This window comes from Lewinella cohaerens DSM 23179 (genome assembly GCF_000379805.1).
Lineage (GTDB): Bacteria > Bacteroidota > Bacteroidia > Chitinophagales > Saprospiraceae > Lewinella > Lewinella cohaerens.
The window spans coordinates 94186-111845 of sequence record NZ_KB903538.1; the positions used below are offsets into that span (position 1 = coordinate 94186).

A 17660-nucleotide genomic window follows, 5' to 3' on the forward strand; every position below is an offset into this window, starting at 1 on the left:
GTCGGAGTGGCTTTGGTCGTTTTGTGTGTGTGGTGTCAAAGAGAGCTTTGATATTTGCAAAAGGCAGGGTGGGAAGCCTTTTAAGACTAGGGTTTCCCACCATCAGTTTTGCAAACCGATCCCGCCAGCGGGATACATTTGTTTCGTTGAATGGCAAGAGCCCCAAACACGAGTCCCCTCCGCGATTCCGATTCATCGGAAGAGCACCACCGTGATCCCGACTTTTAAGTAGAAAGAACACCCTCGCGACTGAAACGAGCACATTAACCGACATAAAAGAAATTAGCGACAACAATAAATTGGGGAAAATCGTTTTCTTTGGTAGTTCTTAAGCCCAAAAGTGATTTTTGTATCTAAACCACTTCTTAATTCAATTCCCGATGATCAAGCATCTCTCTTTACTAAGTCTTCTTGTTCTTTTACTAGCTGCGTGTTCCTATACCATGAAAATTCAAGATGGTGAAATGGCTGTAGATCGGAAGCAATATTCTGTAGCTGTCAAAATGCTAAAGAAGGAATATAGTAAAGCAGATACAAGGATAGAAAAAGGAAAGATTGCCTACCTACTCGGCACGGCTTATGATGGCCTTAATCAAGGTGCTGATGCTATAAGTTGGTATAAAACAGCTTACGACAACCAATACGGCATGGACGCCCTACGCAACTATGCGCAGGCGCTTAAGCAAGCTGGAGATTACCGGGAGGCCGCTCGTGTTTATAAAGAATTAGGTTTAGAAATTGGGAGTCCCTATGAATATCGCAAAGAAATTCGAGCTTGTGAAACGGCCGCAGAATGGGATGAAGAAGAACGCCAGGAATACGAAGTAGAAGCCTTAGCTGCAAATTCCGCTTCTTCGGACTATGCTCCAGTACTCTTTGGCCAAGAAGAATTGATTATCACTTCTGACCGGGCCGATGCCACTGGAGAAGAGGCTTATAACTGGACAGGAGAAGCCTTTAGCGATTTCTTTGTGCTCAATCTTACCACCAATACGGTCACTCCATTGCCTTTCGGCTTGAATACTGCTGATAATGAAGGGACCCTTAGTTTCAGTAAAGACCAAAGTCAGGTGTTTTTCACAAGATGCAACGGCCCCAAAGGAGAGGATGCGTTTTGCAAAATAATGGTTAGTAATAAGATTACAGACGACGCCTATGGTCCGGCAACACCACTTCCCTTCCAGGAGGCAGGTGTCAACTATATGCACCCTACGATGGGACCGGATGGCAAGACCCTCTACTTTAGTTCTAATCATCCTGATGGCTGGGGCGGGTACGATATTTATTCTTCTATTTACGAAAACGGAAACTGGAGTGATCCCAAGCTGCTAAGTCGATCTGTAAATACAGAAGCCGACGAGCAGTTTCCTACATTTGATCAGGACACCATGTATTTTGCCTCTTCCGGGCACACTGGCATGGGTGGTTTGGATGTGTTCAGGACTTACCCGCTGGCTTCTGGTAACTGGGCACCTCCCATCAACCTAAAAACGCCTGTTAATTCAGGAGGTGATGATTTTGGTTTTGTCATTGACCGACGTAAGCAAACCAATCAGGGGGATGTTGTTTCTACAGGCTATTTTACATCTCGTCGTGGGGAGATTGGCGGCGATGATATTTACAAATTCACCCAGAAGGTTTTGCCTCCTGAGCCAGAACCAGATGATTCCGAGCCTATAGTCTATAAAAATACGCTAGACGTTTACGTAGTAGAAAAAATTTACGAAGACCCCAGTAATCCTAATAGTAGAGTGCTAGGAAAACGCCCATTGCCGGGAGCGAGCCTGAAGATTCAACTAGGCCGTGAAGAACGTACTGTTGATATTGGAGAAGAGGGTAAAATCAGCCTTAACATTCAAGGTAATTCCCTCTATGCTTTCTTTGCAAACAAGGCAGGTTACCTCAATAACGATGGCAAATTCAGCAGCATTGGCCTGCCTGAAGACCCCCGCAATCCGGAGCAACTATATGAAGTAGAGATCGTTCTGGAAAAAATCTTCCTCAACCAGGAGATTGTCCTTGAGAATATCTACTATGATTTTGATGAATCCTTCATCCGTGATGATGCAAAGCCTACGCTGGATGCCCTCGCTAATATCTTAGAAAAAAATCCGGAAATACGCATCCAACTCGGTAGCCATACAGATTGCCGCGGTGGAGACCCCTACAACGAATCGTTGAGTCAAAGAAGAGCACAGGCTGCTGTTGATTACCTGATTAACCAAAAAAGCATTGATGCCAGCCGATTGGCCGCCTTGGGATACGGCGAAAGCCAACCCGCAAATGATTGTCTTTGTAGCCGTTGTAGTGAGGAGGATCATCAGGAAAATCGGCGAACGACATTTAAGATTTTGGAGTAAGAAGTTATGCTAATTACTCCATCACCACTATTTTTCGGGTTACCCAATGCTCACCTTTACGCATTCTAAGAAGGTAGAGTCCTGGCGTTGGGATTGTAATTTGCTCGCGGAGGAAACTACCTTTGTGGCGTAAAACTATCCTTCCTGCAAGGTCAAACACTTCTGCCTCCCAATGGTCTTGCTGATTGGTATCTTGCCAATCAAGCCAAAATCCTGTCCGGGAAGGGTTAGGATAAACACGAACCTGTAACGTCTCTACGGGGTCATCGGTATCAACAGAAAGATCTTCTACCAGAATGTTTTCGGTTGTATTCGTAATAATGGCTGGGTTGAGGTCAAAATAGATATGTGCAGTATTGTGAATTGGTGTAGGATCTGGCAGTTCCGCCCAAGGGCTTATTTGGTATTTAATGAAGCCCTGGCTACCAGCTACATCTTCCAGCTCAGGCGGCAGATTAATGTCCATAAATCGGAAAGTAGCCTCACGATCGCTGGTGATTGTTGTCGTCATTGAGTGGCTACTGGAAAGTATTTGCAAAGATGAGATATCCAGAGACGGATCAATGAAGTCGCGAATTACGACATCCTTGGCCCTGTAGTTCCCCATGTTTTGAAAACGAATGGTGTACTTTAGTGCTTCACTCAATAAGGAATAGTTAGCACTTGACTCACCTACTGCAGTGCATGTTTTGTCATTGGGATCAAAAGAACATAGTAAGATACGTTCATCCGAAGAAGAAAGGCTCTGTTCTCCACTGATAATGCTGCCAGTGAACGAATAGGTCTCGTTGAGTTCTTCTACCCCTGGGGCAACTAGCTGGAGGCGAAACACGCGGGATTCCAATGATCCTAAATTACTAAACGACCAGGTAATCTCTGTATCAGTGACGGATGATGCTTCAGGCGTAGCCTCCATGAAAGTAAAGTTAGCTGGAAATGTAAGGGTAACTTCTCCATTTGCGGGTAAAAGAGCTTCATTACGAAAGGTCACCCAGATGGTGCCCTCTTCGTTACAAACCAACTGCCCTGCTACCACATCTATACTCACCCGTTCTGGCAGCTCCTCTGCATATACCGCAAAATTCTGTTCTGTAATAGACTCATTGGCGTATGCTACATTTAAGCTCGTCGCAGTTACTGGCGTGAAAGGTGCAATTGGCGTAGAAGTAATCTCGTAATCACCGCTCTGTGCTGGGTAGAAACTGTAAGCGCCAAAACTATTCGTGATAGCGCTCGTATTATCTGGCAAAAGTAAGACCTCCTGACCAGGAAGACGAACGTCTTCTGACGATTCAAAAACGCCATTCTCATTGCGATCTATAAAAACCAGTCCACTGATATTGTTGCCGTTCTGGTAGTTTTCCAGCACGGAAGCTCCATACAGATGCAAAAACCAAACATCATTAGTAGCCGGATCAATGACGATATCCCGGGCATAACTAGAAGTCATTCCTGTATTTTCGATATTATAGAATGAAGTCGTATAGCCATCCCAATAAACCACTCCGAAGGTTACACCCAGCCAAAAGTTACCAAGAGCATCCTCCTTCATGCCTGTAACTCCAATAAAGTTTGGGTCAAGAACTAGGAACTCCCACGCTGTTCCGTCATATTTGGCTAGGCCACCATCGGCACTAACCCACAGGTTTTGCTGGCTGTCTTCATAAATCCAATAACAGTTTGCTGTAACAGGAGAATTGCTAGCGTCAAAGACCGTCCATTCGTCATTTTCCCACCTTGCTAAACCCTTATCACGGCTACCAACCCATAGCGCTCCATTGCTATGCATTTTCACCGACCTCACGTAGTTATTTAGGGGAGAATTACCTTCATTGAAAAAAGTCCATTGGTTATCTTCGCGCACGGCTAAACCCATCGTATGGGTACCAACATATAGCGTACTACTCGTTGAGACATCTATGCATCGCGCACTGGTTGAGCCTATATCAAAAGTGGTAAAATCGGAGCCATCGTAATATCCTACTTCTGGTTCATCGGGGCCATTGCTCCACAAAGCAAACCAAACACCACAAGTTTGAGGATCAATGACTGCCTGCCGTACGCTAGATTCAAACCCCGTTTCTTCTCTATAAAACAGCTCCCAATTCTCTCCATCAAACCTGCTAAGGTCGTATCCTGCCAGCCAAATATTATTGTCACAATCAATGACCATCGCATCATTCAGGTTACTAGCGAGCGGCGTTAGTTGTGTATCATAAGCAGTTATTGAAGTACCATCAGCATTGAAAACTTTGGGAGCTTGCATCCCACTAAAAGCATGGAACCATAAACTATTAGCCGAGTCCACTGCGTATAGTACAGGCGTTCCATACCAGATGGGGATATCCAAAGTATTGGTCGTGTAATATTGCCACGCTGTACCATTGTAGGTGCCATAGCTGTTGCCTTCCGTAACTCCTCCATTAAAATTAGCCCACAACTCACCATTTATATCTTTAAAAAAACTGGTAACATAACCAGGTGCATTACCGTCTTCTATTAACCATTGATTACCATCAAATTTTATCAGTCGATCATATCCAGTAGTATAATTCTCGGTAGACACCCATAAAATCCCTTGATTATCAACTTCAATACGTCGAATACTTTCGTCCTGTACTAAACCTATTGCTGTAGGAGAATAAGTCATTAGCATTTCATTACCGTCGTACCTGATGATGTCATTATAGGCTACAACCCACAGTTCATTTTCATCAATAAAGGCAAAATCTTTCACTCCCCGATCTATGGGTAATTGGAGGTTTTCCTGATGATTACTAAACTCACTTCCATCGTAGCTTATCAACTTGGGGCACCCCCAACAGGTGCCATTTGATACCGATAGAAACCACGGATTTCCATTGGGGTCAAGTTTAAGCTTGTCAATTTCGATCAACGTATCTCCAGTATTGATAAAGTAGAAGTTCTCCCAGCTATTTTCACCATCCCAACGAAAAAGGCCTGAATTCTGGCCTCCTATCCATTTAGTGCCGTCTTCGGCTATCTCAATCTCCTTTGGACTACCACCACGATAGCCGCTGTTGGCTGCCTGTATGAATTCTTTCTCGTTGGTTTCAATATTCATTTTCACGAGTCCTCCTTGGGTAGCCGTCCAAAAGAAGTCGCCCTCAAGTGCGATATCCTCGATAATGTGGTCATTGATGTGGTTGGTCCAGGTTGCCTGTGCAGCAAGGTTTGCACCTAAAAGAATTAATAGCGTAGAGAGGAGCGTTCTCATATTTTCAAGATTTCAGAAAAGCGGATTAATAACAAAACGTTCTACCAATATACAAACATTTCAACTTAACAAGCTTTGCAATTAATTCATTTGTAGGGAGATAACAAACTATTGTCTCCCCAAATCTCCCCTACCCTTCCAAACGATATCCAAATCCATCCAGAGCTGGTAGTCTTTGGCGTAAAGGAGGTTTAAACGGTGGACGGTAGCTTCATCAGGCTGGCTGATCTCCAATGGTAAAACAGGGTTTAAAACGCCCGGTTTGATTTTTGGCAGTAACTCCTTGCTAGTTGGCGAATCGGCATATCCAACCCAGCTTCGGCGGCCAATCAATACCTTAAAGATGTTCTGAAATAGGCCCAGCGTTTTTTTAACGATTAGCATACTTACTGGAAAGAAAAGTAAAAGAAACAAGCTCATTCCTATATCCAACAAACGCTTATTACGGCGTAGTAACGGTTGCGCAATGGCAAACTGTACATCTATGGTATAAAGCTCGCCACTATGGTTCTTAGAGTGACTGCCGATGATACTCACACTGTCTTCCGGAAGGATCTTGTAGAGCATTTTAGGGCCTAGTGTACTCATCCATTTCATGATGGCCTGAGCAGGGAGGTCTCGGGAGCAAAAGATCAATTCTTCAATACGGTAAATCCTGACAACTTCATCCAACTGGTTAAGGACACCCAAGGTTCCTGTTTCCTTATTTTCTGGGGCTACGCGACCGACCAGATTGGTACGTACATTAGCTTGTTGCAGCAATTGCAATGCACGGGAAGCTTCCTCTTCGCTTCCGACAAGCACCAATCGACGCTGCTGTTCCTGCCCAATCGCCAGCGACTTATAACGCATAAAGTACAACAACATTCGGGTGGCAAGCGTAATCCCGAACGCCCAGGCTGCCCCCAGCAAAATAAGCGCCCGTGAACTCCGGTATTCTTGCTCCAGAAAGCCATAGGTGGCTGCCAAAATCAAGGTTCCCATCAGTAGCCCCCGCAAGAGGCGACGTAACCGAAAAGGCTCATCATAAGCCCCTGAGAAAAAGTTGCTCCCAAGCCAGATCAGTACATACAGCGGAAAGTTGATATAACGGACCGCAGGCTCATAATAATCGGGATTCTGAAAGTGATAATTTGCCCAAAAGTTTTGTAAAAAAATCAAGCCTAGATAAATCAGGATGCCCTCCAGTGCTGGCAGGTAGATTTTGCGAATCATATTGCTCACCAAGGTCATTCCTGCTCGTAGATAGATGGCTCCTTGTAGCATCGCTACGAATAAGCGTGCCTGACCACCCTGAAAATGTTTACGGGCAAAAATGATCATGGCCTGATAGAACGCTTTGACGTAATTAAGGCTCCCTTTTTTGGTACTCTCTCCTTTGTAGTGAATGATTGTTGTTGTCGGCAGGTAGTAGTTTTTGTAACCACCTTGTACAATCCGGTAAGAGAGATCAATGTCTTCACCGTACATAAAGAAGGCTTCGTCCAGCAGGCCTACTTTTTCCAAGGCACTACTGCGCATAAACATGAATGCGCCGGAGAGTACTTCTATTTCGTGTGTTTCATGTTCCGAGAGATAGCCTAAATGGTAATGATTGAAGCGCGGAGAGGACGGAAAAATCTTTGCTAACCCAAATGTTTTGGCGAAAGCCACCCAAGGAGAGGGAAAGCCACGTTTTGATTCGGGCAGAAAGTTACCGGCTCCGTCTATCATCCTTACACCTAGTCCTCCTGCTTCGGGGTGAGCATCCATAAAAGCGACACAAGTGGTGAAGGTATCTTCCTCGACCAAAGTGTCTGGGTTTAGCAACAATACATATTCTCCGGCTGCTTGTCGGATAGCTTGATTGTTCGCAATAGAAAAACCTGGATTTCCTTGATTGGCAATAAGTTTGACTTCAGGAAATTTCTCTCGCACCATGCTGACCGAGTCGTCGACAGAATTATTATCCACTACAAAAACCTCCGCAGATACATGAGCCGCAGCTTTCCTGACGGAGAGAAGTGTTTGTTCCAGAAAATACCGGACATTATAGTTGACAATAACGATGCTGAGTTTCATAGCACTAATCTACCTTGTAAGGTATACGAGCTACAATACTGCGGCCCAGCGTGAGGCCATCTGCGTATTCTAGTTCCCCGCCAAAGGAAACGCCCCGAGCGATGGTACTGACTTTCACATCAAGCGCTGCCAATTGTTTGGTAATATAAAAGATCGTTGTATCACCTTCTATGGTAGGGCTGATAGCCATAATGACCTCTTTAATCCCTCTTTCGTCAATTCTACCGACCAAGGAGTCAATATTCAATTCAGCAGGGCCGACACCTTCTATCGGAGAGATAACGCCGCCCAAAACATGGTAGCGCCCACGGTACTGCCCCGTTTCTTCAATGGCCATTACATCTCTGATGTTCTCGACAACACAGACGAGTTGGGGGTTGCGGCGGTCATCTTTACAGACCGTACAAAGCTTATCATCACTGAGGTTATGGCATTGCTCACATTCTTGGATGCCGCTACGCATTTTGGTGAGCGCATTGGCAAACGCATCTACCGTTTCACCAGGTTGTTGGACCATGTGAAGCACCAGACGCAAGGCTGTTTTACGACCAATTCCGGGAAGACTAGAAAAAGCTTCGACTGCTTCCTCAATTAATTTGGAGGAGAATTGCATATTTGTTTTCTTCGTGCTGCGCAAAGATACAGCCTTCTTTGACAATAGGGGATAACATGAACTATGAAAAGGTTAAGCTGTTGATTGCTAGGATAAGGATAATTTCATAAAAAAATTGCATTTTTGCGTCAGCCTTGACCAAAGATTTACAAGAAACAACAGAAAAACATCAAAATATTATGGCGGAAGTCATTCGTATGCCGCGCATGAGCGACACCATGGAAGAAGGTAACATTATCGGTTGGCTCAAAGCTGAAGGAGAAACCGTAGAAGCTGGTGAAACACTAGCTGAAGTGGAAACCGATAAAGCTACCATGGAATTGGATAGTTATTTTGACGGTGTGTTACTACACATCGCCGTAAAGGAAGGTCAAGTGCCTATCAATGGCGTTATCGCTGTAATTGGAGAAGAAGGAGAAGACTGGAAAGCAGCTATCGCTGCTGCCGGCGATGTTGATGGAGGAGATGATAGCAGCTCGGATGCTCCTGCTGCCGAAGAAGAATCTTCCTCAGCTAGTCCTGCCGCTGCACCTGCTGCACCTGAAAGTGAAGGAGACCGACTAAAAGCTTCTCCCCTTGCTCGTAGCATGGCAAAAGAAGCGAATATCGACTTAGGTAACGTTACCGGCTCTGGTGATCAAGGTCGCATCGTGAAGCGTGATATTGAAGCTGCGATAGAACAGCAATCTTCTGCTCCTGCGCCAAGCCCAGCGCCTGCGGTTGCTGCACCAAGCCCAGCCGCTGCACCTGCAAAAGAAGAAGCAGCACCTGCTGTTACACCATTTGCTTACACTGGTGGTGGTGATAACTTTGAAACTGTTCCTCTTTCGCAAATGCGTAAGGTAATTGCTCGCCGTTTGGGTGAAAGCAAATTCACAGCTCCTCATTTCTACCTAACGGTAGAAATCAATATGGACAAGGCTATTTCGTTGCGCAAGCGCATCAACGAAGTTGCTCCTACCAAGGTTTCCTTTAATGATCTTGTGATCAAAGCCAGTGCTGCTGCCCTGCGCCTACACCCTGCGGTTAATAGCGCATGGATGGATGACCACATTCGTATCAATAAGGACATCAATATTGGTGTAGCTGTAGCTGTAGAAGATGGCTTACTCGTACCCGTTGTTCGTTATGCGGACATCAAAACGCTTTCGCAAATTAATACGGAAGTAAAGACATTGGCCGGCAAAGCCAAAACTCGCAAGCTACAACCCGACGAGATGCAAGGCAACACCTTCACCATCTCTAACTTGGGCATGTTTGGCATCGAAGAATTTACGGCCATCATCAATCCGCCAGATGCTGCAATCCTCGCCGTGGGTGGTATTATTGAGAAACCCATTGTAAAGAATGGAGAAATCGCGGTAGGTAGTCAGATGAAAGTAACTCTTTCTTGTGATCACCGCGTGATTGACGGCGCTACTGCTGCGCAGTTCCTGAATACGTTTAAGGATATCCTTGAAGACCCCATCCGCTTGATGGTGTAATTGCACAGCTTGATTGAATTAAAAAGGCCCGGACAACAGTGTTGTTCGGGCCTTTTTAGGATAGTCTTACAAGCTGATCAGAAGTGTTACTAAACCTCTCTAATTCCACTTTCTGGTCTCAACAATCGCTTGTGGGTAATCTTTACCAATTTCTACATGATGTTCTTCCTGCTCTACAAATTTCAATTGGTCTGGAATATGCACCATGTCTGCGGGCAACTCTGCCAACTCTGGCACCCATAGTTTCACATAATCCCCTTTTGGGTCATAACGACGAGCTTGTTTAACGATATTGAAATATCTATCTTCTCTGGGATCACTACCTACGCCTGCGATATAATTCCAATTCCCCCAATTGCTGGTCACGTCATAATCGATCAGCATTGATTCGAAATATTCCGCTCCCATCTGCCAGTTGACAAAAAGATCTTTCACCAAGAAACTCGCTACATTCTGCCGCCCACGATTGGACATGAAGCCCGTGAGATTGAGCTCTCGCATATTGGCATCGATAAAAGGAACTCCAGTTTCTCCTTCAAGCCAGGGGCGCATATTTTGCCAATTATCGCGCAAGCCTGATGGCTCTTCCCTTTTGGTCCCTCCTTTTAAAAATATTTTCTCTCCATATTTTTTTCCCATGAGCCGGAAGAAATCTCGCCAGAGTAGTTCAAAAAACAACCAGTAGGTGCTCTTATTCGCGCCACGCTCAGCTTCGTACTTCTTTAGCTCATGATAGATCTTTTTTGGCGAAAGGCACCCCTGCGCCAGCCAAGCCGAAAACTTGGTGGAATAATCCCCACCGACTAAGCCGTTCCGGGTTTCTTTGTACTCCTTAATGTGATCCGTCTCCCATAAATAATAGTGCAGCCTGTCGAGTGCTGCGGTTTCCCCCCCCTGGAATTGGATAACTGAACGTGAATCTGGAACAACTTCATCGTGGCCAAAATCCTGAAGTGTAGGAATTAATCCAGGTACGATATCCGAACTGAAATGCGGAATTTGCTTTGGTGAAGGGAGTGGCTCACGTACGGGAACTATCCGTTCTACTTCCTTGCGAAACTGGGTAAAAACATCAGGGGAATGAGTGACAGGAAACGGTAGGTCTGCTGTGTAATAGAGCATCTTTCCTCTAGTGTACAGCACCTCCTGCCCTATTGTCCACAGTTTTTTCTCAAGTGTATTTTGTACAGCTACCTCTTCTGCTGTCCGTTCACGATTACAAAACACCCAATTACTCCTGCATTCTCGGGCGAGCTCAAAAATAACTTCTTCAGGCTTGCCTACCCTCACTACCAATTCACTTCCACAGGAACGTAATTGCTCACGTAAATCCTCCACTGCTTCAATGATAAACTTAGCTCGAAACTTACCCGTTTTTGGAAAATCAAAACATCGAGTACGCCCTCTAAAAATACGCTCATCGAAGACATAAACCGGCAATACTTCATCGGCCATCTTTAGGGCGTTGGTGATTGCTTCATTATCATGTAAACGTAAATCTTGTCGAAACCAGACTATTGCGCGGCGCAAACTCATAGATATCGTTTTAACAGTACATTATTGTAAGAAAAAACTACCACTATACTGTTCTTTTTGAAAATTTTGAAAGTAAAACAAAGATACAACTACTTGGTTTGGAAAATGACCGTATAAATCATCATTTTTTAGACACATTTTATGGGTTAAGAAAAATCCTTATGTTGTGTCGATTTCTATCATTGATTTTCAGCTTGTTCAAGTACTTTTATGAGATACTGTCTCTATGTTTTTTACTTTTTCATCCCCGTATTATTCGCCATTAGCTGTCAATCAGCGGATAGCCTTCCTATTTTAGGTCCTTATGAAAAAGTTGATGGAGAAAAAGTATTTCATCCCGTCCGGGATTTTCAACTATTGAATCAAGATAGCCTTACGGTCACCGAGGAAACATTTCTGGGAAAAATCAGGATTGTAGACTTTTTTTTCATTTCCTGCCCGACTATTTGCCCTAAGGTACAAGCACAAATGTTAAAGATTCAAGAGCGTTTCAGTACAGAAAAAGAAGTAGTTCTAATTTCTCACACCATTGACCCCAAGCGAGATGATGTAACAGCTTTGGCTAAGTATGCTAAAAACATTGGTGTTGAGCAAACTGACAAATGGCAATTCCTTACCGGCGACCGAACATTGCTTTATCAACTTGCTGACGACCATTTCAACATCGTTGTTGAGGATTCCTCTGTACCAGGAGGCTTTGACCATACCGGCCGAATAGTATTGATTGACAAAAAAGGATTCATCAGAAGCTTCGGCAACGGTACTAACCCCGCTTCTATAGATACCTTGATTCAGGATATTGACCAATTGCTGATACAGGAATGATAAAACAGAACAACAATATGTATACTACCTTTTTTCGCTTCGCGCTTATTGCTGCTACGTTAGTGCTGCTTACCCAAAACTGCCAACAGGAGCCTTTTCCGCAAGGTAAAAACCTCTACGCCAAGAATTGTGAAAATTGCCACATGGCAGATGGTAGTGGTTTGGGTGCCAACATTCCTCCATTAGCGCAAGCGGATTTCCTAAAAAACGAGCAAGATAAAATTGCGTGTATTATCCGTTATGGAATTACTGACACCTTGATTGTTAATGGAACAACGTATGAAACGCCTATGGCTGGCATTGAAAAACTCAGTGAGTTCCAGATCGCAAACATTATCAATTACATCAACCACGCCTGGGGGAACGACTACGGTTTTGTTACTGTTGAGCCACTTCGGATTCAATTAGAAAACTGCAAATAAGCCGACGGTAATAAGATTAAATTCCTTAATAATTTCAGAATTAGTACATTGTAGTCTACTTCTCTATCTAAATGACTGCTACAATGCTACAGAACGTTAAGAATACGCTCTTTTTATTGATTTTTTTCATCACTACTGTTTCCCTTCATGCTCAAACACCAGTCAATGATGATTGTGTGGGCTTGATTGATTTAGGAGTCGCTCCTTATTGCCCTGATATTACTATTCCGGGGAATGAAACAGAGATTTATTCCAATGTTGATGCTACGGCTTCAGATATAGGATTTGGTAATAATCCGCTTTGTTTCAACGGAGGTACCACCCAGCGTGATGTCTGGTTTGCTTTCACAACCAGCGATACAATTTTTGACTATACCATTACGGTTATGGGTGTTGAAGGCCCTGATGGAGAAGCCTCCATCGTTAATCCTCAGGTGGCCCTTTATAGGGGTGCTTGTGCGGTAAACAACCTGGCAGAGTTACTCTGTTCCTCTGCTGATCCTGGCGAAACAATGGTGGAATTAGATGCAGAGGGTCTTACCCCTGGCATCACCTACTTTATAAGAATCAATGATTATTCTGGCACCGCTACGCCCAACGCCGGAAGCTTCAAGCTTTGTATTGATAAAAAAGACCCTATCGACCTCATTACTGACGGAGGGTCGACCAATTGTAGTGGAGAGCTCTACGACTCAGGAGGCCCCGATGGGGATTATGGCAATAATGAGAACAGTGTTTTCACCATTTGTCCTAACCAACCTAACCAGTGTATCAATTTCACGCTGGAGTACTACAATATGGAGTACAATGATTTTACTGTTACTGATCAGATGGTTTTCTATGATGGAGATGGTACAAATCCTGGCACAATCATCACTACCTTAGGTGGTAGTGATTTTGGTAACACCACTGCTAATTCAGGTGTTTGCTTTGCGGTACAAGCGAGCAGTGGTTGTATGACCATCCAGTTTATTTCCGATGGTACAAGTACTTTCCAGGGATTTGCTGGCAGCTGGGAGTGTTCCGCTCAGGCTTGTGAAATCAATGAGCCAGTAGTCGTTAATGCTGGCGCTACAGCTACTGAAATTGAGGATGCACTCTCTACACCGTTTACNCAGACAACCATTACCGACATCAATTGTGACGGTGTTGCTTATGGTACTTTTACCGCCGGCGATAATACAGATTTAGGCCTTGAACGTGGGCTTATCCTTACCTCAGGAAGCGCAGCTGGCTCTATAGGCCCCAATAATGAAGCAGGCGCAACCACTGCTTTGTTTCTAGATGGAGATGATGACTTGGATTTCCTCTCTGATTTTTCTGGCAACGGAGAGCTTTCCGAAGATGCCTGTGTGATTGAGCTTGATGTGTTTGTCAACACAAATGAACTTTCCTTTGAATACGTCTTTGGTTCTGAAGAATACCCGGAGTTCGTAGATGATATCTACAATGATATATTTGCGTTCCTTATTTCTGGGCCGGGAATAACCGGCATCCCTGGATTAAATGGGCAGGATAATATTGCGACCATCCCCGGAACCAATACTTTTGTAGAAATCAACAGTGTAAACACTTCCTTAAACTGGGAATACTATCGCAATAATCAGGATGGTTTAAGCCTTGAGTATGACGGTTTAACGTCTGATTACCTAGGGGTTAAAAAAAGCCTTACGGCTCGCGCTACAGTTGAACCTTGTAATACTTACCATCTTAAACTGGCCATTGCTGACCGAGGAGATCCTCTTTTCGATTCGGGGGTCTTTGTCTCTGAATTAAGTGGTGGCACCCCGCAGCTTCTTGTTGAATTCAATTCCGGTATTGATTATCTGATTGAGGACTGTACAGATACGCCTGATCAGGTCATCTTCAGCCTCGACAACCCGTTGGACAACGATATCACCTACAATGTCGTAGTTACAGGTACTGCAACCCAAGGAGAAGATTATCTTTTCGTGGTTCCTTCACAACTAACCTTTACTCCTGGTCCAAACGAGATCTCGTTTCCTATTTCCGTGCTTAGTGATCTGGATGACATGGAAGGCATTGAAAATATTATTATCACCCTAACCAATGACTTTGGTTGTGGCCTGGTTGAGCTTGCTACCCTGGAGATTGAGTTGCGTGACCAGTTGATCGTTGATATTAATGCCGGTAATGATACTGCCAGGGTTTGTGCAAACAGTGAGGTTGTACTGACAGTAGAAGGTGCATCTGATTACTTCTGGACTCCCGTAAATGTATTTGATGATGTCACCTCTAGCATGCCGACTGCTACCCCCACCGAAAGTGGATGGGTATATGTCGAAGGGCAGGTCGGAAATGCTTGTGCTGCTGTAGACTCTATCTACCTGCTGATTCTTGATCCTGTCATTGACATTGTCGAAGATACCATAGCAACTTGTCAGTCTCAGGCGGTTCAGCTTGAAGCCATCAATAATGTCTCCGCAGAAGGACTTAGTTGGAGCCCGATTGCTGGTCTGGATGATCCAAGCTCTGCAACACCAATGGCTAACCCTGAATTTACAACCTCCTACATAGCGACCATTGATCTTGGTTTCGGCTGTGTTGTTGCAGATACCGTTTTGGTTCAGGTAGACTTTTTCAATGTCCCGGAAGTGGCTACAGACACCACTATTTGTCAAAATTATGGGGTAAACCTGGCCGAGTTGCTAGATCCTAATGTTTCAGCAACAACTTACAGCTGGAGTCCTGATGCAGGATTGGATGACGCAAGTAGCCCAACGCCTATTGCATTTCCTGATGTAACGACAACCTACGAACTTACTTCTACTACCGCAAATGAAGCTTGTACAACGACAAGTGAGGTAACGGTAACCGTACTAGCGGCTGATGTTGCTATCACTAATGAGCCCGATACCCTACTTATCTGTTTGGGTTCAAGTATCACCCTCAATGCACAAACCAGTACGGGTACTAATGACAACTTCGGTTGGGCTCCAAATGATGGAAGCCTTAGCAGTACGACGGACCTTACGGTCACTGCATCACCAATAACAGGAACAACTTACTTTACCACCTTTAGTGTGGGGGCATGTACCGTTATGGATTCGGTTTATGTTCAGGTGGACTCCCTGCCTTCGGACCTATCCATCACGGTAGAACCTTTTGAAGAGTCTTATTGTCAAGGAGAATTGGTAACCTTAACGTCGCCAACTTTCGAGCCTGTTTTCTATCCTAACATTACCCATGAATGGATAGGGATAGGTTTAGAAACGTCGGATACGCTTTTCAACATGGTGTTTACCACAACCGATACCTTCACTTATCAGCGGATTACCATCAATGGCGGTTGTACTTCCGTGGAAGAGGTCACCATCAATGTCATCAGTAATGATGAAATAACCATTACGCCAGACCAACCAACCATTTGTCCCGGAGAAGAAGTACAACTCACCGCAAGTTCAAGTAATTTAGGGGAATTGGAATGGACACCAGCAGAGACACTGAGTTGTAGTGATTGTGCAACACCAGTTGCAACACCAACCAGTACGACTACTTATACGCTCAGTTCTAGCATAGAAGGATGTGCCATTGAGAAATCCGTCACGGTGAATGTATTGAGCCCTGATGATTTTAGTCCAATAGACGACCAGACTGTTTGTGCTGGCGAACTACCGCTTGCGTTAAACCCCAGCCCTAGTTCGGATGCTACTTACGTATGGACTTCTACCCCAGCTGGTTTCAATAGTACAGACCCTAATCCTGTCGTTAATCCGGTAGTGACCACAACTTACAGTGGGACGGCAACCAACGTGTGTGGCAGTACAACAGAAGAAGTAACCATTACTGTGATTGATCCAGGAAGTATTATTAGCATTGCTAACGGATTAGATACGATTGTTACTTGTAGTGGTTTTGAGTTTGACCTTACCGCTACTATTGACAATAGTAGTAATGCCACCGAGACCCTCACTTGGATTTATGATGGAGAAAGTGCCATTGGAACGGATGTCTCCTTCACCGCTGGAAACAGTGGCCTTGCTACATTTATTTACCAATACGGTACCAGTGCAACCAATGATTGCGAATCACTTACGGAAACGGTCTTTATCCAGGTAAATCAAGCTCCTCAGCTTGTAGATGTACGGCCCGACACCACACTCTGTTTTGATGCAGGCCTACCGCTTACGCTATTCACAGGCACCGTAGAGCCGGGAGTTAGCTACAACTGGACAAGCACCAATGGTGATTCCTTTATGGAGGCTGACCCCGAAGTGATGCCAACAAGTACGACTACTTACACGCTCGAAGCTAGCCTTGGTGAATGTACAACAACAACTGATGTTACCATCACGGTAATTGAAGCAACAACGCTTACTATTGACGCTACTTTATCGACCGGACTTATCCAGGAAGATGTAGAAACGCTAAACTTGATAGCAGAAGCCCCTAACGAGTCAAATCCGGCCATTGACTGGATGTTTAATGGCAGCAGTATCGGCATGGGCTCTCCCCTGGATTGGACACCTAATCAAGCACAACGTGATTCTCTTCCAGGATATGTATTTGCTACGATTAGCAATGCTTGTCAGGAATTGGTTGATTCCTTCTTTGTTCAGAAGTTACTCTTCCAGATGCCTAACATCTTCTCTCCTAACGGCGATGGTAACAATGATGTGTTCAAGCCTTTCTACCTTGGTGAGATGGATGTGGTAGAATTAATCGTCTATAACCGCTGGGGACAAGTTGTTTTTGAATCAGATGATCCAAACAACCCTGGATGGGATGGAAAGAAAGGCAACAAAGATGCTCCATCTGAGGTCTATATCTATGTTGTTAGAGTAGGCGTTGGAGGAAAAACAGTAGAAGAAAACGGACAAGTTACCTTATTGAGGTAATGACGTAGCCTGGGCTTCAGCCCGATCAAAGAAGCCCCAGCCCAACATCGTTGGGCTGGGGCTTCTTCACTTATAATCCCTATGCTCCTCGTAGTCCCCAGACTACGAGGCCCTATCTGGCTGGTCTCCTGACCAGCGTAAAGAAGACTAATCTAATTGCTGGTCAGGAGACCAACGGGATATTACATGTTAGTTAGGAAACTAACATGAGCAATGAAGTTTGAAAATTCACTTTTCTTTGAATATCCTGTCTGAAAGATGT

The 17660-nt window shown here is 44.6% G+C and carries 9 protein-coding genes; 5 read left to right on the forward strand and 4 right to left on the reverse strand.

The features are described 5' to 3' along the window. Positions 1 to 380 precede the first annotated feature (380 nt). The gene (locus A3EU_RS0108630; protein ID WP_020535744.1) at positions 381 to 2360 is read left to right on the forward strand and encodes an OmpA family protein; all 1980 of its coding nucleotides are present in this window, start codon (positions 381 to 383) and stop codon (positions 2358 to 2360) included. A 13-nt stretch (positions 2361 to 2373) separates the two neighbouring features. Here A3EU_RS0108630 and A3EU_RS0108635 read toward each other — a convergent pair whose 3' ends face one another. The 3 genes from A3EU_RS0108635 to recR all read right to left on the reverse strand — a co-directional run bounded on the left by A3EU_RS0108635 (position 2374) and on the right by recR (position 8272). Continuing rightward, positions 2374 to 5598, reverse strand: coding sequence for a DUF7619 domain-containing protein (locus tag A3EU_RS0108635; protein ID WP_020535745.1), 3225 nt, complete (start codon positions 5596 to 5598; stop codon positions 2374 to 2376). 108 nt (positions 5599 to 5706) lie between these two features. Next, positions 5707 to 7659: a glycosyltransferase family 2 protein gene (locus A3EU_RS0108640; protein ID WP_020535746.1), complete on the reverse strand. Its 1953-nt coding sequence runs from the start codon at positions 7657 to 7659 to the stop codon at positions 5707 to 5709. Between the two features lie 4 nt (positions 7660 to 7663). Continuing rightward, positions 7664 to 8272, reverse strand: coding sequence for a recombination mediator RecR (gene recR, locus A3EU_RS0108645; protein ID WP_020535747.1), 609 nt, complete (start codon positions 8270 to 8272; stop codon positions 7664 to 7666). A 179-nt stretch (positions 8273 to 8451) separates the two neighbouring features. On the opposite strand from recR, the gene A3EU_RS0108650 reads away from it, so the two are divergent. Next, complete coding sequence (locus A3EU_RS0108650) at positions 8452 to 9756, forward strand: pyruvate dehydrogenase complex dihydrolipoamide acetyltransferase (protein WP_044085621.1); 1305 nt, start codon at positions 8452 to 8454, stop codon at positions 9754 to 9756. A 99-nt stretch (positions 9757 to 9855) separates the two neighbouring features. On the opposite strand, the gene A3EU_RS0108655 is transcribed toward A3EU_RS0108650, so the two are convergent. Continuing rightward, positions 9856 to 11292 carry a DASH family cryptochrome gene (locus A3EU_RS0108655; RefSeq protein ID WP_020535749.1) on the reverse strand — a complete coding sequence of 479 codons (1437 nt, stop codon included), beginning with the start codon at positions 11290 to 11292 and terminating at the stop codon, positions 9856 to 9858. A 210-nt stretch (positions 11293 to 11502) separates the two neighbouring features. Here A3EU_RS0108655 and A3EU_RS0108660 point away from each other — a divergent pair, with 210 nt between their 5' ends. The 3 genes from A3EU_RS0108660 (at position 11503) to A3EU_RS32635 (ending at position 17398) form a co-directional block, all read left to right on the forward strand. Further along, positions 11503 to 12117: an SCO family protein gene (locus A3EU_RS0108660; protein WP_020535750.1), complete on the forward strand. Its 615-nt coding sequence runs from the start codon at positions 11503 to 11505 to the stop codon at positions 12115 to 12117. Positions 12118 to 12134: 17 nt separating this feature from the next. Next, positions 12135 to 12539: a c-type cytochrome gene (locus tag A3EU_RS0108665; RefSeq protein WP_020535751.1), complete on the forward strand. Its 405-nt coding sequence runs from the start codon at positions 12135 to 12137 to the stop codon at positions 12537 to 12539. Between the two features lie 956 nt (positions 12540 to 13495). Continuing rightward, the gene (locus A3EU_RS32635; RefSeq protein ID WP_425412664.1) at positions 13496 to 17398 is read left to right on the forward strand and encodes a choice-of-anchor L domain-containing protein; all 3903 of its coding nucleotides are present in this window, start codon (positions 13496 to 13498) and stop codon (positions 17396 to 17398) included. Positions 17399 to 17660 lie beyond the last annotated feature (262 nt).